Origin of the sequence: Clostridium neonatale (genome assembly GCF_900465025.1) — a bacterium.
Taxonomy (GTDB): Bacteria; Bacillota; Clostridia; order Clostridiales; family Clostridiaceae; genus Clostridium; species Clostridium neonatale.
The window spans coordinates 1,472,278-1,494,757 of the sequence record NZ_UICR01000002.1 but is presented as its reverse complement, the minus strand read 5'-3'; the positions used below and the strand labels follow the sequence as shown (position 1 = coordinate 1,494,757).

Here is a 22,480-nt window from a genome sequence, read left to right as displayed (position 1 = left end):
TACAAGTGATTTTTTCAAATTTGTCCTATATGGTAATGATTATTATAGTGTAAATTATAACTGTAAAGATTAATTATAAATTTAAGAGGGGTGTATTTTATGAAAATCAAAAAAATATTAGGAGTTATATTAACATCAGTTATGATGGTGAGCATGATTGCAGGATGTGGCTCTAGTCCAGAAGCAGAAAGCAGTAGTGGCCAAGGGGATGAAAAGGTTACCTTAAAAGTTTTAGCTGGGCAATCAACAACAGATGCTGGAATTGAAGATATGATCGATGAAGCACTAGCGAAAAAATATCCTAATATAAAATTAGAATGGGAATGCGTTGGGTGGGGCGGCGATTTTCAAGCTAAGATGCAGCAATATATGCAGACTGGAATGCCAGATATAATAATAGGTAAAGCTCAGGACGTTGGAGCATATGCGCCACAAGGAATTTTTAAAGAAATTGATAGTACTTATACAGGCAGACTTCTTGATGCAGCTAGTGATAACGTAACTATTGATGGAAAAACATATGGTCTAGTATATAATGCATTATATCAAGGTGTTTATTATAACAAGGATATGTTTAAGGAAAATGGATGGGAAGTACCAAAAACTCAAGATGATTTAAATAAAATAATTGAAGACTGCAAGGCAAAAGGAATAGTACCATTTGCTAGTCATATGGCAGATACATGGTCAATTGGAAATGTAACTATGCAATTTGCTATGAATGATATATTTAATAAAAATCCAAACTGGGGAGATCAGTTCAGAAAAGGAGAAGTTTCATTTACAAATAGCACAGAAATGCAAGATGTGTATAAATATAATAAATTAATTTATGATAATACATTTGATGATACATTCTCATTAGAACAAACTGAATGTGATGCAAGAATGGTTGATGGACAAGCAGCTATGAAAGTATCTGGATCATGGTCAATTCAAAACTTCCTTGATATAGATGAAGATTTTAATATGGGTATATTCCCATTTCCCAATAAAACTGGTGATTCAAAATTAATTTTTGAACCTAATATTACTATTATGACAAGCGCAGAAACTAAATATCAAGATGCTGTAAATAATGTTTTGGACATTTTAACTAGTGATAAAGATTTAGCTGTTGAAATTTATGATTTTACAAAAACAGCACCAATGCTTAAGGATGTTACACCTACATTCAAAAATCCAAGTCAAGTAGATATAGATAAATATGCAGAAGAAAATATGATTGTGGATGTTACTCTAGGAAATAACCAACTTGTTTGGAATGGTTTCCAAGAAGAAAATGCAAAAGATATATCAGCTTGGCTATTAGGCGATGAAACTTTTGAAGATGCTCTTGCTGCATCAGATTCAAGGGTTGAACGTAGCGGAGATAGTAATTAATTATAAAGTCAGATAATTTAATGTAAAGTGATCATTCTATGAGGCTGTCGCACTATTAAAAAATATGCAATGATGCAGTATGAAGTTTGTTTTTACATAATTGATATATTGTTATAGAAAATATTTTTAGTGTGATACCTCATTATATTAGGAGGACGGTGATTATATATGGAAAAGATAAGAAAAAACAGCATGGAAAAAGCCATGTTCAATCAATATTTGGTATTGGTAATTCCAGGACTTATAATTTTTACTATTGGATTAATTATTCCTATGATTATGGCATTTAGATATTCACTAACAAGTTGGGATGGAATGAGCGCAGAAAAAACTTTTGTTGGATTTCAGAACTATATAAATTTATTTAAAGATGCTGAATTTAAATCTGCATGGGTATTCACTATAAAGTTTACTTTATGGAATACTGTTATACAAAATGTCTTAGCACTTTTATTTGCAATAGCACTTGATAGTGGAATTAAAGGACAAAAAATTTATAGAACTGCATTTTTCCTACCTTGTCTTATAAGTTCAGTTGTTGTAGGGTTTATATGGCTTCGTATGTTTACAAATGTATTACCTGAAATAAATAATATATTAGGAACTAATATAGATTTTGCTTTTTTCGGTAAAAGTAGTACTGTATTAAGAGGATTATTAATAGCTAATAACTGGCAATGGATAGGATACTGGATGCTAATTTATCTTGCAGGGCTACAATCAATACCAGCAGAATTATATGAAGCAGCTAAGGTAGATGGAGCTAACCCTATAAAAAGATTCTTCAATGTTACTATTCCAATGTTAGCACCCTCAATAACTATATGTATTGTTGGAATTACAACTGGATCATTGAAAGTGTATGATTTAATGGTTTCATCTACACATGGAGGCCCAGGACATGCTTCTACATCGATCATATATAAAACTTATAACACAGCAATAAATGGAAGACAATATGGATATGGCTCTGCCATGTCAATTACAATGATAGTAGTTCTATTATTAGTAGCACTTATTCAAGTTAAAGGCCTAAGAAAGAGGGAGGTGCAGGCATAATGAAGAAGAAAAAAGATATTGAAACAAAAAGCAAGTATACTAAAAATACTTTTTATACTCAAGTTATAATGACTATTATTGCAGCAGTTTTTCTAGTGCCTGTATTTGTTATAATTAACTATTCCTTTAAGACAAAAAAAGAATTATATATGGAAAGTCCACTATCTTTGCCCAACTCATTTAATTTCGATAATTATATTAAAGCATTCAATAAGTTAGATATGGTAACAACTTTCTCGAATACATTACTATATACTGCAGTCAGTGTATTAATTTTAGCAGTCTTATGTGGAACAACAGCATGGGCAATTGCTAGATGTAAACATAAGTTTTTCAAATTCTGCTATATATACTTTATAATCGGAATTTTAATTCCATATCAAGCATTATTCTTACAAGTTTACATTATAGGACATAAATTAAATTTAATTAATACAAGGTATGGAATAATATTTATGTATGTTGCAACAGGAATTTCATTTGGTGTATTCCTTATGACAAGTTTTATGTCTACAGTGCCAATTGAGTTAGAAGAATCAGCAAGAATAGATGGATGTTCTGTATTTATGACTTATTTTAAAATAGTAATGCCATTACTTAAGCCTGCAATGGCAACTTTAATAATAATGCAGGCATTTCAAATATGGAACGATTACTTATTAGCTAGTTTATATGTAAGTGATAAGAAATTAAAAACTTTAACTGTAGCTATACAGTCTCTTTTCTCAGCTCAGACTAGTGATTACTTAACAGCTATTGCTGCAATTGTTATTTCTGTACTTCCAATCGCAATTTTATTTATTAGTCTACAAAAATATTTTATCAAAGGAATGACTGTTGGTGCAGTAAAAGGTTAATGTGGAGGTGTACTTATGAATATATCATTATTAAAAGAATATAAATTTGGAGATATGATTGCACTATATTATATAGATGAAAATTCAAAGAATGTTGAACTAGAACTTATACCAGACAACTATAAGGATAAGATAGTGAGTAATAAAAAACATTCAATTGATAGTCTTGTACAATTGAAATTAGCAGGAGATATTTATCCAGGCGGATATGCTGGTGGAAGCACAATGCATCAAGGAGAATCAACAACAAGATTATCCTACAAGAATCAAGAATATTTTTCATTTGATGATAAAAAGGAAGTTGTTACAGTATTAGAAGACAGTAGAGGTTATATAATAAAGCATCACTTAATATGGTTTTTAAATTCACAGAGTTTAGAAACATATACTTCTATAGAAAATATGAGCAATGATGAAATATCAATAGAAATGATTTCAAGTTTTTCTTTAGGTGGAATTACTCCATTTGTTGAAAAAGATGCTTACGATACATTGAAGGTTCATAGACTAAGAAGCGTATGGAGCATGGAAGGAAGGCTAGAAACAAGAAGTGTTGAGGATTTACAATTGGAACCATGCTGGGCTGATCATGCTATAAGAGCAGAGCGCTTTGGTCAAGTTGGATCTATGCCTGTTAATCGATATTTTCCATATGTAGCAGTAGAAGATACGAAAAATGATATCTTTTGGGGAGCTCAAGTAGCTCACAATGCTTCTTGGCAGATTGAATTATATAGGAAAGATGATTGTTTGGCAGTATCAGGAGGTTTAGCTGATAGAGAGTTTGGAAGTTGGATGAAAAAGTTAAATAAAAATGAAAAATTTATAACTCCAAAAGCTATAATATCTGTTTGCAGTGGTGGAGGAATAGATAAAATTTCTCAAAGATTAACTTCTTCAATAGAAAGATTTGTAGATGAAGGCCCAGAAGTTGAACAAGATCTTCCAATTATATTTAATGAGTATTGTACAACATGGGGATGCCCTTCTCATGAAAATATAAGTAATATAGTAGAAAAAATAAAAGATAAAGGATTTACCTACTTTGTTATTGACTGTGGATGGTATAAGGAGAAGGATGTTCCTTGGGATATATCAATGGGGGATTATAATCCATCACAAGATTTATTTCCGGAAGGGCTTGAGAAAACAGTAGATATTATAAGGAAAGCTAATCTTAAACCAGGTATATGGTTCGAAATAGAGAATGTAGGAAGTGCATCAAAAGCATATAATGAAGAAGCACATTTATTAAAAAGAGATGGACGTGTATTAACAACTACAATGAGACGTTTTTGGGATATGACAGATGAATGGGTAGAAGGATATTTAACCAATAAAGTTATAGGAACTTTAAAGAAATACGAGTTTGACTATATGAAAATAGATTATAATGACACAATCGGATTGGGCTCTGATGGAGCAGAATCTCTTGGAGAAGGACTAAGAAAAAATGCAGAAGCATCAATTAAGTTTTTGGAAAAAGTAAAAGAAGAAGTACCAGGGATTATTCTTGAAAACTGTGCTTCAGGTGGACATAAATTAGAACCACTTATGATGTCTATGTGCAGTATGGCATCTTTCTCAGATGCGCATGAATGTGAAGAAATACCTATTATAGCGGCAAATCTTCATAGAGTAATTTTACCAAGACAAAGCCAAATATGGGCTGTAATACGTAATAGTGATTCTTTAAAAAGAATAGCATATTCTATAATTAATACATTCTTAGGAAGAATGTGTCTTTCAGGAGATGTACTTGATTTAGAAAAAGAAAAATGGGATTTAATTGATAGAGGTATAGCTTTTTATAAGAAAATTTCACCTATAATTAGAAATGGTTATACTTATCGCTATGGCAATGAAATCAGCAGTTACAGGAATCCAGAAGGATGGCAGGGGATATTACGTATTGGCGAAAATAAAGAAGCAGTGGCTATATATCATGTATTTAATGGTAAAGTTAAAGAAAAATTAGAAATAGAAATTCCAGAAGAATATGATTTTAGTATATGTGAAGTGTATTCTGATACTGAATGTGATATTACTTATGAAAATAATAAATTAATATATAATGCATCAGAAAATATGAAAGCAGTGGCTATATATTTAAAATAACAATATTATTTATATCCATATACATTTAATATTTATATGGATATAAATAATCAATAGGAGCTTATAATATGAAAGAAGGATTTTTAGACTTAAATAATAAATTTTTTAGTTTTATGGGAACAATAGGAGATTTAATGATTTTAAACCTCATATTTATAATTTGCTGTCTACCTATAATAACAATTGGTGCATCTATAAGTGCTATGTATAGTGTTTCTATGAAGCTTATTAAAAATGAGGGATATTTATTAAGAGGTTTTTTTGAAGCATTTAAGAAGAATTTCAAACCAGCTACAATTGTATGGATTTTGTTTGTCTTGTGCGGAATAGTATTTATAATTGATATAAAATGTTTATCTATATTTTTAGATGGACAAAATAAGCTTTATTTTAAAGTTATATTTTTTATTTTTGGAGCAGTTCAATATATGATATTTTGTTATATATTCCCTATGATTTCTAAATTCGATAATACAATCATTAATTATATAAAAAATTCTTTTTTCATGTCTATTAAACATATCTTACTAACAATAGTAATCATAGCTGTTAATATGCTTCCATTAATTTTATATTTATTTGGAGGGCATTATTTTTCTTATATTTTAATATTATATATACTATTTGGATTTTCGTTTACCTCATACATTAATTCTTATATATTTGAGAGGATATTTATAAATTATATTCACTTAACTTAATTATATATAATCATGAATATTACTTTTTGGGAAAAACATATTATAATTAATAATATGAAACAATAATAATCTAGGAATTAATAAAGAATTAGGAGTAATATTTATGTTAGAGGATAAAAAATTATTTTTACTAGATATTGATGGAACAATTGCTATAGATGGCATTTTAATTGATGGAACCAAAAACTTTATGAATTATGTTTTAGATATAGGTGGCAAATATATTTTTATAACAAATAACTCAACTAAAAGTATAAAGGACTATGTAGAACAATTTATAGGCCTTGGTATAAAAGTAGATGAAACTAATTTTATAACTGCGTCGTATGCGACTGCTTTGTACCTACAAGAACATTATAAAGAGAAAAAGATTTTTGTAGTTGGAACAAAATCATTTATTGAAGAGTTAAAATCTTTTAATATAAATACGACAGAGGATTTAGAAGAAGATATACAATGTGCTGTTGTTGCATATGATAATGAACTTATTTACAAAAAAATAGAAAAAATATGTGAATTGCTATCAACCAAAAAAAATATCGATTATATTGCTACAAATCCTGATCTTGTATGCCCAACTAAATTTGGATTTGTTCCAGACTGTGGAGCGATTTGTAAAATGATAAAACTTGCAGTAAATAGAGAGCCAATTTTTATTGGAAAACCTAATAAAATAATAGGTGATCTTTGTATAAAGAAAAGTGGATTTACTAAAGAAGAGACCTTGGTAATTGGCGACAGGTTATATACTGATATAGCATGTGGCATAAATAGTAATATTGATACTGCACTTGTTTTAACAGGAGAAGCTAAAAAAGAAGATATTGAAACAACGATATTTAAACCTGAATATATATTTAAAAATATTAAAGAATTATATGAAAAAATTATAAATATTATTTGATAATTAGGCATAGAAATGAGAAATGTTAATAAGATTTTTTAATAGGCACTGTCGCACTAAATAATTAGTGCGACATCTCATTTTGAAAAAATAAATGCTAAACCTCACTGAGTTTAGCATTTATTATAAAATGTTTTCGTTAAGAAAATATTTTATAGAAAAATATAATATTAATTTTATATCATTTCGAATGCTTTGATATTAGTAAAGTCTTATTCTTATTAATAAAAACTAATTCTATATAGTGTGTAAATATAGAGAACATCAATATAATAGAACCATAATTTAATAACAATTTTAATACATTCATAAAGCTAAAGTTTTCGTTACCTTTTTCCTTTTGACCATTAAATTCTTTATTTAAATTCGTATTATCTGGTTTATTATTTTCTGCTCCTCTAATATGATTTTCGGAATCTGACATAGTATCTACACTAAATGGCATAGTAATCCATTTTATAAAATTTGTATTTTTCATGCTATAAATTCCACTAATAAGTACAAATATGATACATATTATACTAATTGGTTTTTTAAATTTATCCAATAATTTTAATGGCTTTTTACATGAATTAGAAATTAAATTCCAATGTAATCCAATATGAGTACCTATTAAAATTAAAGCAAATGCCGCACAAGAAAAATGCACTAATTTCCATGGACCACCTACTGAAAAGTGAAAAACTACTTTGGATATAAAAATTCCACTAATAATGACTAAACACCAACAAATAACTAATAAGACATTTAGAATATAGCTTATTCTAGTTTTTATAGGAATTGATTTATCGAATAAGCGCTTTGTTATTGATTTAATCCATTTTCGATTAAATAATAAATGGATTATAAATAAGCAAAATAGAACAAGCCCACCTATCTCATGAAAGCTCATTGAGATTATATTTTTTTGATATAAAAGAATCATAAGAATTAATAGTACTAAATCTAACCCTAGTTTCTTTGAAGTTGTTAATTTCATAATTTCACCTTGCATAATGAAAAAATAGTAAAAAACAGATTTTCATTATACTTCCCTCTCTCTATTATTTCATTAATTAGTATAATATGGTCACCTTAACAAAAGCTTAATTTATTTTTTGAATAGGTAAAATAGTCTAAACAAAAAATAATAAATAAATTTAAAGAATAAAAAATAAATTATATCAGATATCTAAACATGTTAATGCAACAGCTCTTTTATTATTAGAAAAGTAAGATTAAATTGAATGATAAAATACTAAAAATATGATATATTTAATTAATATGGTATTTAGTTTTTAGAAAAAATAGATTTTTCTACACTTAAGCAACAAGGAAGTGATTTGATTTGAGTATATTATTAGGTTTAAGTATTATAATTTTAGTTTTAAATATTATATTTTCTTTATCATTAATATTTATAGAACGAAAAAATCCTACGACAACATGGGCGTGGTTATTAATATTACTTATACTACCTGGATTTGGATTTATATTATACCTAATGTTTGGTCAAAATTTAAGTAGGCAAAAGATATTTAAGGAGAAAATAATAAAGGATACTAATAAAAGAAAAATACTTAATGAGAATTATAGTTATAATGATAACATTCATGATGGTGGCGAAAGATTTTCAGATCTTAGAATAATGAATTATAAGAGTTGTGGTGCAAAATATACTATTAATAATTGTGTTAATGTGTATGTAAATGGCGAGGATAAATTTAAACAACTGATTGAAGATATAAAAAATGCAAAGAAATACATACATATTGAGTATTATATTTTTAGAAGTGATAATCTTGGCAAGAAAATAATAAAAGAACTTACTAAGAAGCTTAATGAAGGACTTGAAGTTAGGCTGTTGGTAGATGCAATGGGATCAAGAAGTTTAATAAAGAAGTATTTAAGGGAATATTTAAGTGCTGGTGGGAAATTTTCTATATTTTTTCCAGGAATACTTCCACATATAAATACACGTATAAACTATAGAAATCATAGAAAAATTGTTGTTATAGACGGCAAATATGGTTACGTAGGAGGATTTAATGTTGGGGATGAATATATAAATAGAGATAGGGAATTTGGATTTTGGAGAGATACTCATGTAAGAATACAAGGTGATGCAGTTGATGATTTAAATGAAAGATTTCTTCTTGATTGGTGTCATGCATCTGGAGAAGAAATAATTCAATATTCTAAATATATAAGTGAAAAAGATAATGATATTGGCGATGTTGGAATACAAATAATTACTAGTGGACCAGACCATAAAGAAGAATACATTAGGAACTCATATATTAAGCTTATAAATAATGCTAAAAGAAATGTTTATGTAGAGACACCATATTTAGTGCCTGATGAACCAATACTAGAAGCATTAAAAATATCGGCACTATCTGGAGTTGATGTAAGAATAATACTTCCTGGTAAGCCAGATCATTTTTTTATGCCCTGGGTTGCAAGCTCTTATGTAGGTGAATTATTAGAAGCAGGAGTTAAGATATATCATTATAATACTGGATTTATTCATTCAAAAACAATTGTTGTTGATAGTCTTGCTACAAGTATAGGAACAGCAAATTTAGATATTAGAAGCTTTAAGCTTAACTTTGAAGTTAATGCATTAATTTATGACGATAGAATTGCTAAAGAATATGAAAAAGAAGTTATTAAGGATATTGGAAATTCAACTGAAATTACTTTAGAGATTCATAATAATAGAAGTTTGTCATTAAGAATAAAAGAATCTTTAGTAAGATTGGTATCACCTATACTTTAAAATATTATAACGTTTCATGTGAGGTTACAAAATGGACTATATTAATATAGTCCATTATTTGTTAATAAATCAAAAAATAATATATAAAATAAAAAATGTATAAAATTGATAAATAATATTGTTATCTAGGTGTAAGTTGTATAATATATGTATATAAGTATTTATTAACCAAAAAGAATTATTACTATTAATAAATATTAAAAAAAGCGCAAGAAAGATATTATTTTATATAATAATAGGTTGTTTAATAAATAAATTTTATAAAAATAAAATAGGCAATTCTTTTGAAATACAATAATCTGAATAAAAATGCAAATATATCATGAAGCTTATTATTATAATATGGTTTAAATATTAAAAATTGGAGAGAGGAAAAAGCATATTATAAAATCCGGAAAGTGAACTTGCTTAGGATAGTATAAATGTTAGAAACTATTCAATAACATATATTATATAAATTTGAGGGGGTATATTAATATGAGAATTGAGACAATTAGAAATAAAGCTCTAATTACAGGAACTGTAGTAACTTCGATAATTTATTTAATATGGCGTATATTTTTTACAATTCCTTTTGGTGAGGGAATTATAGCATTAATTTCTGGAATGTATTTACTCATAGTGGAAATAGTGGGTATGCTTGAAGAGGTAGTACACTACAATAATATGACAAATATTAAATATCCAATGATTCCTAAAGCCGATTTTAGTGAATTTCCTGATGTAGATATATTTATAGCAACTTACAATGAACCAGTAGAATTGTTATATAAAACAATAAATGGATGTATAAATATGGAATATCCAGATGAGAATAAGGTTCATATTTATATTTGTGATGATTCTAATAGAATTGAAATGAAAAAGTTAGCAGAAGAAATGAATATTAATTATATAACAAGGACTGAAAGAAAAGATGCTAAAGCAGGAAATTTTAATAATGCACTAGCGAAAACAGATTCTCCACTTGTTGTAACATTTGATGCAGATATGATACCAATGCATGATTTTTTAATGTCAACAGTTCCGTATTTTGTTGAAGATTTAACTAATGCAAAAAAAATAGAAAAAAAAGATGGTAAAGAAGCAAGGAAGAACAGAGAGGGAAAAATAGGATTTATTCAGACACCACAAAGTTTTTATAACCCTGATTTATTTCAATATAATCTGTTTTCAGAAACTAGAATACCAAATGAACAGGATTATTTCTATAGAGATATACAAATATCAAGAAATAAAAGTAATTCTGTAATATATGGAGGAACTAATACAGTAATTTCGAGAGAAGCATTAGATGAGATAGGTGGATTTTACACAAAAGTGATAACAGAAGATTTTGCAACTGGAATACTTATTCAAAGTAATGGTTATACATGCTATGCTATTGATGAAGTTCATGCATCAGGTCTCGCACCGGAAGATTTAAAGGGATTAGTTAAACAGAGACAAAGGTGGGCTAGAGGATGCATACAAACTGGTAGAAAACTAAATATTTTATTTAGAAAAGGGCTTAATATAAGCCAAAAGTTAAGTTATATTTCAGCAATAACATATTGGTATGGCTGTCTTAAAAGGTTAATTTATATTATGGCACCAATTCTCTTTTCTGTATTTGGAGTAGTCGTTGTAAAATGTACTCTTTTAGAAGTATTAATATTCTGGTTGCCTATGTATATATTTAGTTCTAAATCACTGAAATTAGTTTCAAGAAAAATAAGAACAGTAAAATGGACAAATGTTTATGAAACTATACTTTTTCCATCATTAATAGTATCTGTTATATTGGAGAGCTTGGGGATTTCTCAGAAAAAATTTAATGTAACAAGAAAAGGTGGAGCTATTGAAGATAAAAATTATCAGATAAAGAAGGCAATTCCACATATAATTTTATCAATTCTTTCTATAATAGGAATAATAAATTGTGTTAAATTCACCTTTATAACAGGAACTCCAGTCTATATTGTACTAATATTTTGGCTCATTATAAATTTGTATAATATAGTAATGTCAATATTCTTTATGCTTGGAAGACAGGTTTTACGAAGAGCAGAGAGATTTCCAATAAATATTGATTGCATAGTAAGTTTTCATGAGAAAGAATTAAAGTGTACTACTAATGATATTTCAGAAAATGGATTATCTATAGTATTAAAAAAACCTGAATTTATACCATATAAAGAATCAATAAGAATTTTATTACAAACTGATAGATATAAAGCTCAATTTGTGGCAAAAATAATTCATGTTGGACAAGTTGGAGAGCAGTGGAAATATGCAATGGAAATACAGGAGATTGATGATCATAATTTAAAACAATTATTGAGAATACTTTATGATAGAGTTCCAGAATTACCTAAGATAGTGGAGATGAATAATAGCATTTTTGATGATATTAGAATAAATGTTTTAAAAAGAGGAGAGCAGAAAGTTAAATTTAATAGAAAACTTCCGCGTGTTAATTTGAACAAAGAACTATATTCAAAAGAGCATGGAAAAGTTAAAATTATTAATTTCAATTATGAGTATGCGGTATTGAAAACAAATAAGGTATTTGATAGTTTAATTTTAAAAATTAATGATTGCATAGATATTAAATTTATATTGACAGATACTTCGAGTGCGAAGATAGAAGAAAATACATACTTATATAAGGTTGATAACTACGAAGAAATATCTGCAAATGAAGAATTCGCAGAAATACTTAATCAATGGATTAAAGAGTATGAAATTTATATGAAAAGAAAGAAAAATGAAAAAATAAAATTGGAAGATGAAGATGTCTTTAATGAAATGGAATATTTATAGATGTTTGAGTTGGTGAAAAGTATGAAGGTGTATAAAATGCAGAGAATTTTAATTTTTCTATTGGTAGTTTTTATATCTAATTTTACTACTGTTTATGCGTTAAATGAGGAAGAACTGGTGGAGTATGTTCCTGATAAAATTGAACAGATTAGTAATGGTGTAGATGCAACTTTATCAAAATTGCAGAGCAATATGTATGAATTAAATATGGATACGTCAGGATTAAAAACTGGATATTATACTACATATATATATGTAAATTCTAGTGATGATTGGTCAAATTATGAAGGTTTTCAATTTAAAGTTGAAAATAAATCAAGCGGTTCTATAAGAATAAATTTAGACATAAAGACTAGAGATGGAAAAGTATTATCTGTTCCAGATAAGAATGTTGTTATGTTAAAAAATATTGATCGAGAAGAGTTGGAAATTTACAATCCAAAATATGGAACCGTTGAAATTCCGAAAGATTTTAATGGAGAAATATATATACCATTTAATAGTATGAGAGAAAAAGAAGAAGTTTTGAATGAAGTTATTAAAGTTGCTGGTATAGATTCGTGGGGGATTGTGGCAACAGCAGCGGAAAATGAGAATAAAGATTTTTTAGTAGGGGATTTTAGATTAATAAAAAGTGGATCAAATTTAAAGAAATATTTTGAATATAATCTGGAGATAACAGGAGATAAAGAGGTAGAAATACCAGTAGTAGGAGAAGGTATTTCGGACTATAAAGTAATTGATACAGTAGAAAATGAAGATATTTTAGAAAAAGGAACAGTAGTTGAATTTAAAATGAAGAAAGATGTTAATGGTGTTAATATTAGTAAGGATGGAAGACTTACAATACATCCAGATATATCTCCGCAGGAAATTGAAATTGAATCTGTTATAAATGATACTATAGTTAAAAATCTTAAAGTTAATTTGCTAAAATCGTGGACTCTTACTGAAAAAGAAGTAGATGGAACAAAAAAGAGTATTCCTAAAGAAAATGAAGTCAGAAGCATATTAGATGATAAAGATGAAATTTATATTAATAGATTTATTATTATAATAAGATTTTTTATAGTATTTATTTCAATATTCTGTGTAGTATTATATATTAAATGGAAAAATAATACAATAAAAAAGTAATTTTAGATTGAGGATGGATTTTATGGATCATAAAAAGTGCACTTTTATAACTATAATTCTTCTAGCGTTTTTTGTAGTATTTCTTTTTTTAAAAGTCATTAACACTCCTAAAATAGAATTTACTTCTTGCATTAGTATTGGAAATGCACTTGAAGCACCAAAAGATTTATCATGGGATGTAGAGATGAATGAAGAATATTTTGATAAAATTAAAGAAGCAGGATTTGATTGTGTAAGACTTCCGGTAAGATTTTCAGATTATGCTAAAGATAATAAAGATTATTTATTAGATGAAAGTTTCATGAAAAAGATTGATTACTATATAGATTATGCATTGAGTAAAAAACTTGTTATTATATTAGACTTTCATCATTTTATTGAAATAATGAAATTTCCTAATGAATATAAGGAGTGTTATTTAAAAATATGGGATCAAGTAGCGGAAAGGTATAAGGACTATCCGCAAGAACTTATGTTTGAGCTATTAAATGAGCCAAATGATAATTTAAGTGGAGAACTATGGAACCAATTTATAGATGAAGGAATAAATATAATACGAAAAAGTAATCCCAAAAGAACTATTATAGTAGGTCCTGATAACTATTATTCTGTTTATAGTCTTGAAAAATTGAAGATTCCACAAGATAAGAATATAGTAGTATCATTTCATTACTATGAACCAAATGAGGTTACATTTCAGGGAAGTGTAAATCATAAAGGATTTGAAAATTTAAAGGATAATCAATGGACAGGGACAAATTTAGAGATTCAATATTTAAAGAGCAGATTTGAAATTGCTAAAAAGTATTCAGAAGATCATAAAGTGAGAATATTTTTAGGTGAATTTGGAGTAAATAAAAATGCTCCTGAAACTACTAGAATAAATTGGACACAAGCTGTGCGAAAGGAAGCAGAAGAATATGGATTTAGCTGGGGGTATTGGGAGTTATGTTCTGAATTTGGAATTTATGATGTTAAAAATGATTTATGGAATGAAAAAATATTAGATAGTCTTCTAGAGAATTAAAACCATATTTATTAATGACAAAGGAGGAGACAGGATGCTTTTTTCGAGTATAGTTTTTATTTTTTATTTTTTATTTTTTGCCTATAGTATTGATTTTATACTATGCACTATCATTTTCAAGAACTGCTCAAAATATATTGTTGCTTATTTCTAGCTTGATTTTTTATACATGGGGAGAATCAAAATATGTATTATTAATGCTTTTATCTATAATTTTAAATTATATTTTAGGAATTATGGTTGACAAGTATAGAAAAGATAAATTAAAAGCAAGGCTTATAATAATTTTTACCTGTATAAGCAATTTGGGAATATTATTTGTATTTAAGTATTTAGGTTTTGTTATACGTAATATAAATGAAACACTACCATTTTATAAAATACAAATACCAAAGATAATTTTACCTATAGGTATTTCCTTTTTCACATTTAAAGTATTATCGTATGTTATTGATGTTTATAAAGATAAGGTTAAAGTACAGAAAAATATTTTTTATTTAGGGTTATACATATCATTTTTTCCACAACTATTGGCAGGCCCTATAGTACGTTATTCAACAATAGAAAATCAAATTAGATATAGACAGGAATCATGGGAAAAATTCGGAATAGGATGCTGTAGATTTATTGTTGGGTTGGGGAAAAAAGTTCTAATATCAAGTAATATGGCTATTATTGTAGATAGAATTTTTACAATGAATAGCAATATGGATATTCCAATAAGTATTGCGTGGATTGGATCGTTTGCATATACATTTCAGATATTTTTTGATTTTTCTGGTTATTCAGATATGGCAATAGGTCTTGGATTAATGTTTGGATTTAAATTTGATGAGAACTTCAATTATCCATATATCTCTAAATCAATAACTGAATTTTGGCGTAGATGGCATATATCATTAGGATCATGGTTTAGAGACTATGTATATTTTCCTCTTGGAGGCTCAAGAGTAAAAAACAAAGATAAAATAATACGTAATTTATTTATTGTATGGGTATTAACAGGTGTATGGCATGGTGCAGAATGGACATTCATTATATGGGGGTTTTTGAACTTTATATTTATTGCGATTGAGAAAATTTTGATATTTGATAAATTAAATATCAGTAAAGGAGTTAAGCACCTGTATACACTATTTATTATAAATTTAGGATGGGTATTATTCAGATCAAAAGATTTAATAGAGGCAGGAAAATATATTTCAAACATGTTTGGATTTAATCATAATGGATTTTGGAGCGACTATACATATATGTTTATAAAAGAAAATATAGTATTTTGGATTTTAGCAATTATATTTTCTACTCCAATTGTTAAAAAAGCCAATAAGTTTTTAGTTGATAAATTTTATTTATATAGAGAAGTGAGTATAATTTATCCAGCAGTTATCATAGGATTATTTTTTATATGTGTATGTTATCTGGTAAAGGGAACATATAATCCGTTCATATACTTTAATTTCTAAGAGAAATAAGGAAAGGTGTTAAGCATGGAAATTTTTTTTAAGAAAAAGATAGTAACTTCAATAATGTTCATAGTTATTCTTTTAACATTTTCTGTTTTTAATTTTACTAAGTCATATAAGTATGTTAAGCAAGTATTAGAGGATAACCCAATTAATATAAAAAATATTGATAATGTAATAGAATTGGTTGAAAATACAATTAATGAGAATGTTTATGGTAAATATTTATTTGTAGAGAGCTATGGATTTATACAAAAGATTATGGACAAAAATGAGGAGAATAATTTTGAAGTTGTTAAAGATAAGGATGGATTTCTTCATTATACATTTATAGCACATCAGCCGAATCCCGTATATGACTTATCTAATAAAACAGAAGATTTTAAAAACAATATAAAAAATAGCAACACTAAATTAATATATTTGATGACACCTGACAAATATATTAAAGGATATACAGAATTACCAACAGGAATTCCATATAATTATGCAAATGAAACAGCAGATGATTATATAGAGCTTTTGAAGGAAAAAGGAATTGATACAATAGATTTAAGAGAAAATTTGTTAAGTAGTGGAATACCACCAGAAGATTTATTTTATAAAACAGATCATCATTGGAAAACTGAAACTGTTTTTTGGGAATTTGGACAATTAGTTAATAAATTAAATAAATATTATGGTATGAATTTAGACAAAACAGATTATTATACAAATAAGGAAAATTATAATTTCATTAAATATCCTAATTCGTATATAGGTTCTATGGGAAGAAAAACAGGAATAATTTATGGTGGAATTGATGATTTTACGCTTATCTATCCTAAATTTAAAACTTCATATTCATATTATTCTAAAACAAATGGTCAGGAAATGAAATTGGAAGGTAGATTTGAAGAAGCATTGTTAACAGTGTCTCCTTTTAGAACTGAAAAAGGAATTTATTCATTAGAGGCTGATAAATATTCTTCTTATCTATTTGGAAATAGAGGAATAGTTCATATCGTTAATAAAGATAATTTAAATGGTCCTAAAATATTATTTATAAAAGATTCATTAGCAGTTCCACTTGCAGCCTTTATGTCAACAGTATGTTCAGAAGTCTATTTAGTTGATCCTAGATATTATAAGGAAAGTATTTTAGAATATGTTAATAGTATCGAAAATTTAGATATTGTATTTATTTCATTTTCGCCACAAGATTTAACAGATGAATTTTTCAATTTTAATTAATATCTACTAAATACCTTTAAAATTATCATAATAAATAAGTCTGTTTGATTTGATATACATAATTAATAGCATTTATCATAAGATAGGTGCTTTTTATACCAATTTTTAAAGAAATTAATAGAAATAGAATTTATATAGAGAGATAATAATCTTTGGTTAAGTATTTCTTTTCAAGATGGAGCATCTTATCTCAATACGGAAAAGTGATAAATATCTCAGATAGAGATTATTTTTACTATTCAATTGAAGGAAAATCCTCCGTAAGTAATTTAGTTGAATCTAAAGTAGATTCAACTAAATTGAATATTTATAGTGTTACGGTTATTAAAGAAGATAAAGTTGTAGCTATATTGTGGGCATCTATAGAAATAGAACAACTTTGTAAGAATTTGGATTTGTGGACTGATTGCGAGGCTATTTGTAATATGATAAAATTTTCAGTAAAAAGGTTAAAATCATCAACGTTTAAAGAAATATATAATTACGATATAATTAAGAAGAGTAATAATACAATTATTTAGGAGTAATTAAATAATGATAAAATCAGATATAATAAAATCTTTTAATGAGAAAGAAATGAGGATATATGAATTTATAAGTAAAAATGCAGTTAAAGTTCCATATATGACAATAAGAGAATTAGCAAGCTCTGTATCAGTATCAACAACAACAGTTTTAAATTTTGTTAAAAAAGTAGGATATGAGAATTATAGCAGCTTTAAATATGAATATAAACTTCAAGAAGAGAAAGTAATACATAAAGATGCTAAATATGATTTCAAAGAAATTATACAATGCCTAGATAAATTTGATTCGGATACTTATAAAAATAGATTTAAAGAAGCAGCAGATATTATAGATAGAAGTGATAAGATAATTTTTATTGGAATAGGAAATTCAGGGATGGTTGCTCAATATGGAGCAAGATTATTTTCAAGTATTGGAAGGTTTTCTTTTGTAATAAATGATCCTTATTTAAGGATTGAAAAGCTTGAAGATGATTGTGTAATGATAGTTCTATCTATATCAGGTGAAACTCCAGAAATAATTAGGGAAGTTGAAGATAGTAAGAAATTTGGATGTAATGTTATTGCTATAACAACAACAGAAAATAGCACATTAGCGAGAATATCAGATGTGACAATACCATATTATATTGAATCTATATATGATGATGAAATTGATATAACGACACAGATACCAGCAATTGCAATATTAGAAAATCTAAGTAGAATTATATCAAGATAAAAAATTCATAAAAATATATAAGTATAGCAAATTAAAACTAAGTAATTATTTTGATTTACTATACTTTTTTTATCTAAAAACATATTAAAAACAATATGTTTTTTATTTTTTACAAAAAACATAAAATGAACACATTTTATAAAACTTGTAAACCTATTTAATTATAATTTTAACTTGATATAATAATAATGACTTTTGAAACGATTACGAAAATACGATTATATTTGGCCAAACGTATTTTAGAATTTTATATTAGACATATTAGGAGGAATTATATATGGAAAAATTTCAAGCTTTAATGATGCGCTATTTTGTACCTTTAGCTACTAAGCTTAATGCCCAAAGGCATGTTTCTGCTGTTCGTGATGCATTCACATTGGCATTTCCACTTACCATGGCAGGATCTTTAGTTGTTTTAATTAACAATGTATTCTTATCACCTGATGGATTTGTTGCAGGTTTACTTCATTTAGATAAATTTATACCTAATTTAGCTGAATATCAAGAAATATTCAATCCTATTGTAAACGGAACTACTAATATTATGGCACTTATAATTGCATTTCTTACAGCTTATGAGCTAGCTAGAATTATGGGAGGAGATGAAGTATTATCAGGTATTACATCTTTGGCAGCTTTCTTTATTTTGTATCCAGCTGCACAAGAATTTAAAGATGGTGGAACTGGTTTAACTAACTCTTACTTTGGAGCTCAAGGATTATTTGTTGCATTATTTGTTGGTTTAATTGTTGCAGAGTTACTTAGTAAGATGGGGAAAAATGAAAAGCTACGTATTAAGATGCCTGATACAGTACCACCAGCTGTAGCTAAATCATTTGATATATTATTTCCTATTATGATAGTGTTAGGTTTGTCTGGCTTACTTAATTTCTTGATGTTAAAATTTTCACCAGAAGGTATTCAAGTGTTAATTTATAATGCTATACAAGCACCATTAGTATCATTAGGAAACTCAATGGGAACAATAATAACATTTGTAATTGTTCAACAATTCTTATGGGTATTAGGTATACATGGACCAAATACATTAAATGCATTAAGAACTGTTATGTTTGCAGAACAAGGATTGGTTAATCTTGATTATGTAGTAGCAAATGGTACTGCATGGGGAGCTCCTTATCCAGTAACTTGGGGGGGAATTAATGATGCCTTTGGAAATATTGGAGGATCAGGAGGAACTTTAGGTCTTATTATTGCTGTATTTATTGCTGGACGTAGAAATAAGGCTCAATATCAAATTTGTAAGATGTCATTCTTACCAGGAATATTTAATATTAATGAACCAATAGTATTTGGTTTACCAATTGTTATGAATCCAATGTTTGTCGTTCCATTTATAATATCACCTATTGTATGTAATATTATTGGATATTTATGTATCATGGTATTTAAGATTATTCCACCAGTTGCATATACTGTTGCATGGACAACACCAGGATTCTTGATACCATTCTTGGGATCAGGAGCTGATAACTTTATGGCTTTAGTTATAGGATTTGTCTGTTTAGCTGTAAGCACACTAATTTATTTTCCATTCGTTGTGGCAAATTCTAGAGGAGTGGAAGAAGTGGAAGGAGAAACAGTATAGTGAATAAAGAATTTTTATGGGGTGGGGCTGTTGCAGCCCACCAATTAGAAGGCGGATATAAAGAAGGCGGAAAAGGATTATCAATAACCGATGTAATGACAGCAGGAGCACATGGAGTTCCAAGAAGAATTACTGATGGATTAGTTGAAGGTGAAATATACCCTAACCATGAAGCTATAGATTTTTATCATAATTATAAGGAAGATATAGCATTATTTACAGAAATGGGATTTAAATGCTTCAGAACGTCTATCTCATGGCCAAGAATATTCCCAAATGGTGATGAATTAGAACCAAATGAAGAAGGATTAAAGTTCTATGATGATTTATTTGATGAACTATTAAAGAATGGAATAAGACCTGTTGTTACATTATCTCATTTTGAAATGCCATATTATTTAGCTAAGAAATATGATGGTTTCAGAAGTCGTGAATGTGTAGATTTTTTTGTTAGATTTGCAACAGCTTGCTTTGAAAGATACAAAGATAAAGTAGAATACTGGATGACTTTTAATGAAATCAACAACCAAACAGCCATTGAAAATGAATTCGGAATATACACATGTTCTGGAGTTCGTTTTAGAGAAGATGATAATCGTGAAGAATTAATGTATCAAGTTGTTCATAACGAATTTGTTGCAAGTGCACTTGCAGTTGCAGCAGGTAAAAAGATAAATCCTAACTTTAAAATAGGTTGTATGCTTGCTTGTGTGCCAGTATATCCATACTCATGTAATCCAGATGATATGATGCAGTCTGTAGAGCAAATGCATCAAAGATATCTGTTTACTGATGTTATGGTTAGAGGATACTATCCATCGTATGCTAAAAAATACTTAGAAAAACATAATTTAAATATTGTTATGGAACAAGGTGATGAAGAAATTTTAAGAAATGGATGCGTAGACTATATAGGATTTTCTTATTACATGTCATCAGTAACTAAGCAGGGAGATGGAGAAGTAAGAGCTGGAGTTCAAAACTGCGTAGATAACCCATATATTAAAGCAAGTGATTGGGGATGGCCAATAGATCCAGTTGGACTTAGATATTCATTAAATGTTTTATATGAACGTTATCAAATTCCATTATTCATAGTTGAAAATGGATTTGGTGCTTATGATAAATTAAGCGAAGATGGGAAATATCATGATGATTACAGAGTTGAGTACTTAAGACAACATATTGAACAATTAAAGAAGGCAGTTGATGATGATGGCGTAGATGTTATTGGATATACTGTATGGGGATGTATTGATGTTGTTTCTTATGGTACTGGTGAAATGGAAAAGCGTTATGGTTTCATACATGTAGATAAAGACAATAAAGGCGAAGGTACTTTAAAAAGATCACGTAAAGAATCTTTTAACTGGTATAAAAAAGTTATTGCCTCAAATGGAGAAGAAATATAAGATTTAAATATAAGAAGAAGGTGTGCCATGAAAGAATTTATAAAGAAGTTAAAACTAGATAAACCAAATGATGTAGGATTTTTAAGAAGAGCCATAGCATATATGTTTGATTGGTATGTAGGTGGAGTAGTAGCTTCATTACCATTAATAATTATATATATGACTATTAACGATAATGCTACAATAATTCCACAAAATATCGAAATTTTTAAATATCCAATGAATATTATTGCAGGATTACTATCTTTCATGGCAGCTGTAATTTACTATGTAGCTGTACCAATGTATATTTATGAAGGTCAGACACTTGGAAAAAGGATAACTCGTTTAAAGATTATGAATAACAATAACTTAAAAGCCTCAAGGACAAAGATTTTTATAAGACAATTTGTAGTAATTTTATTTTTGGAAGGTAGCTTATTTACTGCAAGCGATATGCTGCATCAATTGCTTAATGCATTTACTGGAGTGAACCTTACAAAAGTTTATAGTAGTATTGGACTTTTTATAACTGTGATTTCTATAGCTTTAGTTATTTTATTGAAATCAAGAAGGGCCTTACATGATATTATTTCAGGTACAAGAGTAATTAAATATAAATCTAAGAGCAAATTAATAGCAGCTTAGAAAATAATATAATAGTATAGATCAGATGATTAAATATTGCATTTGATTTATACTATTAATCTTAATATATAATTTGATTTTGATTAGAATATCATTTGGTGAATTTGTTAAAAGACTAGATATAATACAGTTA

The 22,480-nt window shown here is 27.6% G+C and carries 18 protein-coding genes; 17 read left to right on the top strand and 1 reads right to left on the bottom strand.

The annotated features are described in order from the left end of the window. Positions 1-99 precede the first annotated feature (99 nt). The 6 genes from CNEONATNEC86_RS18295 (at position 100) to CNEONATNEC86_RS18270 (ending at position 7,022) form a co-directional block, all read left to right on the top strand. Positions 100-1,383 carry an ABC transporter substrate-binding protein gene (locus CNEONATNEC86_RS18295; protein ID WP_159136551.1) on the top strand — a complete coding sequence of 428 codons (1,284 nt, stop codon included), beginning with the start codon at positions 100-102 and terminating at the stop codon, positions 1,381-1,383. 168 nt (positions 1,384-1,551) lie between these two features. Continuing rightward, the gene (locus CNEONATNEC86_RS18290; protein WP_058296585.1) at positions 1,552-2,442 is read left to right on the top strand and encodes a carbohydrate ABC transporter permease; all 891 of its coding nucleotides are present in this window, start codon (positions 1,552-1,554) and stop codon (positions 2,440-2,442) included. After that, on the top strand, positions 2,442-3,299 hold the full coding sequence (locus CNEONATNEC86_RS18285; protein WP_058296584.1) for a carbohydrate ABC transporter permease: 858 nt from the start codon (positions 2,442-2,444) through the stop codon (positions 3,297-3,299). Before CNEONATNEC86_RS18290 ends, CNEONATNEC86_RS18285 begins: the two co-directional genes overlap by 1 nt. 15 nt (positions 3,300-3,314) lie before the next feature. After that, positions 3,315-5,417: a glycoside hydrolase family 36 protein gene (locus tag CNEONATNEC86_RS18280; RefSeq protein ID WP_159136550.1), complete on the top strand. Its 2,103-nt coding sequence runs from the start codon at positions 3,315-3,317 to the stop codon at positions 5,415-5,417. 68 nt (positions 5,418-5,485) lie between these two features. Further along, positions 5,486-6,118, top strand: a complete 633-nt coding sequence (locus tag CNEONATNEC86_RS18275) for a YesL family protein (RefSeq protein ID WP_125147571.1) — start codon at positions 5,486-5,488, stop codon at positions 6,116-6,118. Between the two features lie 103 nt (positions 6,119-6,221). Further along, positions 6,222-7,022, top strand: a complete 801-nt coding sequence (locus CNEONATNEC86_RS18270) for an HAD-IIA family hydrolase (RefSeq protein WP_159136549.1) — start codon at positions 6,222-6,224, stop codon at positions 7,020-7,022. 181 nt (positions 7,023-7,203) lie between these two features. Here CNEONATNEC86_RS18270 and CNEONATNEC86_RS18265 read toward each other — a convergent pair whose 3' ends face one another. Further along, positions 7,204-8,001, bottom strand: a complete 798-nt coding sequence (locus tag CNEONATNEC86_RS18265) for a DUF4405 domain-containing protein (RefSeq protein WP_159136548.1) — start codon at positions 7,999-8,001, stop codon at positions 7,204-7,206. Between the two features lie 348 nt (positions 8,002-8,349). On the opposite strand from CNEONATNEC86_RS18265, the gene cls reads away from it, so the two are divergent. The 11 genes from cls to CNEONATNEC86_RS18210 all read left to right on the top strand — a co-directional run bounded on the left by cls (position 8,350) and on the right by CNEONATNEC86_RS18210 (position 22,347). After that, positions 8,350-9,783 (top strand): cardiolipin synthase, encoded by a 1,434-nt coding sequence (gene cls / locus CNEONATNEC86_RS18260; protein ID WP_159136547.1) that lies wholly within the window; start codon positions 8,350-8,352, stop codon positions 9,781-9,783. Positions 9,784-10,260: 477 nt separating this feature from the next. After that, a complete protein-coding gene (locus tag CNEONATNEC86_RS18255) occupies positions 10,261-12,588 on the top strand; it encodes a glycosyltransferase (RefSeq protein WP_159136546.1) in 2,328 nt (775 codons plus the stop codon). Positions 12,589-12,624: 36 nt separating this feature from the next. Then, positions 12,625-13,725, top strand: coding sequence for a carbohydrate binding domain-containing protein (locus CNEONATNEC86_RS18250; protein WP_159136545.1), 1,101 nt, complete (start codon positions 12,625-12,627; stop codon positions 13,723-13,725). Positions 13,726-13,747: 22 nt separating this feature from the next. Next, entirely contained in the window at positions 13,748-14,752 is a 1,005-nt protein-coding gene (locus CNEONATNEC86_RS18245) for a glycoside hydrolase family 5 protein (RefSeq protein WP_159136544.1), read from the top strand. Positions 14,753-14,988: 236 nt separating this feature from the next. Beyond that, entirely contained in the window at positions 14,989-16,218 is a 1,230-nt protein-coding gene (locus CNEONATNEC86_RS18240) for an MBOAT family O-acyltransferase (protein ID WP_338149288.1), read from the top strand. Positions 16,219-16,242: 24 nt separating this feature from the next. Beyond that, positions 16,243-17,451 (top strand): alginate O-acetyltransferase AlgX-related protein, encoded by a 1,209-nt coding sequence (locus CNEONATNEC86_RS18235; protein WP_159136543.1) that lies wholly within the window; start codon positions 16,243-16,245, stop codon positions 17,449-17,451. Positions 17,452-17,603: 152 nt separating this feature from the next. Further along, positions 17,604-17,972, top strand: coding sequence for a hypothetical protein (locus CNEONATNEC86_RS18230; RefSeq protein ID WP_159136542.1), 369 nt, complete (start codon positions 17,604-17,606; stop codon positions 17,970-17,972). 13 nt (positions 17,973-17,985) lie between these two features. Then, positions 17,986-18,699 (top strand): MurR/RpiR family transcriptional regulator, encoded by a 714-nt coding sequence (locus CNEONATNEC86_RS18225; protein WP_125147561.1) that lies wholly within the window; start codon positions 17,986-17,988, stop codon positions 18,697-18,699. 277 nt (positions 18,700-18,976) lie between these two features. Next, entirely contained in the window at positions 18,977-20,308 is a 1,332-nt protein-coding gene (locus CNEONATNEC86_RS18220) for a PTS sugar transporter subunit IIC (protein WP_159136541.1), read from the top strand. After that, positions 20,305-21,720, top strand: coding sequence for a 6-phospho-beta-glucosidase (locus tag CNEONATNEC86_RS18215; protein WP_159136600.1), 1,416 nt, complete (start codon positions 20,305-20,307; stop codon positions 21,718-21,720). The genes CNEONATNEC86_RS18220 and CNEONATNEC86_RS18215 overlap by 4 nt, the downstream gene beginning before the upstream one ends. Before the next feature lie 27 nt (positions 21,721-21,747). After that, the gene (locus CNEONATNEC86_RS18210) at positions 21,748-22,347 is read left to right on the top strand and encodes an RDD family protein (RefSeq protein WP_159136540.1); all 600 of its coding nucleotides are present in this window, start codon (positions 21,748-21,750) and stop codon (positions 22,345-22,347) included. Positions 22,348-22,480 lie beyond the last annotated feature (133 nt).

Bases quoted from the DNA above. Each gene is read 5' to 3' on its own strand.
- CNEONATNEC86_RS18210 (WP_159136540.1), top strand. From the start codon at position 21,748: ATGAAAGAATTTATAAAGAAGTTAAAACTAGATAAACCAAATGATGTA.
- CNEONATNEC86_RS18265 (WP_159136548.1), bottom strand. From the start codon at position 8,001: ATGAAATTAACAACTTCAAAGAAACTAGGGTTAGATTTAGTACTATTA.
- CNEONATNEC86_RS18275 (WP_125147571.1), top strand. From the start codon at position 5,486: ATGAAAGAAGGATTTTTAGACTTAAATAATAAATTTTTTAGTTTTATG.
- CNEONATNEC86_RS18220 (WP_159136541.1), top strand. From the start codon at position 18,977: ATGGAAAAATTTCAAGCTTTAATGATGCGCTATTTTGTACCTTTAGCT.
- CNEONATNEC86_RS18240 (WP_338149288.1), top strand. From the start codon at position 14,989: ATGGTTGACAAGTATAGAAAAGATAAATTAAAAGCAAGGCTTATAATA.
- CNEONATNEC86_RS18295 (WP_159136551.1), top strand. From the start codon at position 100: ATGAAAATCAAAAAAATATTAGGAGTTATATTAACATCAGTTATGATG.
- CNEONATNEC86_RS18250 (WP_159136545.1), top strand. From the start codon at position 12,625: ATGCAGAGAATTTTAATTTTTCTATTGGTAGTTTTTATATCTAATTTT.
- CNEONATNEC86_RS18255 (WP_159136546.1), top strand. From the start codon at position 10,261: ATGAGAATTGAGACAATTAGAAATAAAGCTCTAATTACAGGAACTGTA.
- CNEONATNEC86_RS18285 (WP_058296584.1), top strand. From the start codon at position 2,442: ATGAAGAAGAAAAAAGATATTGAAACAAAAAGCAAGTATACTAAAAAT.
- CNEONATNEC86_RS18225 (WP_125147561.1), top strand. From the start codon at position 17,986: ATGATAAAATCAGATATAATAAAATCTTTTAATGAGAAAGAAATGAGG.
- CNEONATNEC86_RS18280 (WP_159136550.1), top strand. From the start codon at position 3,315: ATGAATATATCATTATTAAAAGAATATAAATTTGGAGATATGATTGCA.
- CNEONATNEC86_RS18270 (WP_159136549.1), top strand. From the start codon at position 6,222: ATGTTAGAGGATAAAAAATTATTTTTACTAGATATTGATGGAACAATT.
- CNEONATNEC86_RS18290 (WP_058296585.1), top strand. From the start codon at position 1,552: ATGGAAAAGATAAGAAAAAACAGCATGGAAAAAGCCATGTTCAATCAA.
- CNEONATNEC86_RS18245 (WP_159136544.1), top strand. From the start codon at position 13,748: ATGGATCATAAAAAGTGCACTTTTATAACTATAATTCTTCTAGCGTTT.
- CNEONATNEC86_RS18235 (WP_159136543.1), top strand. From the start codon at position 16,243: ATGGAAATTTTTTTTAAGAAAAAGATAGTAACTTCAATAATGTTCATA.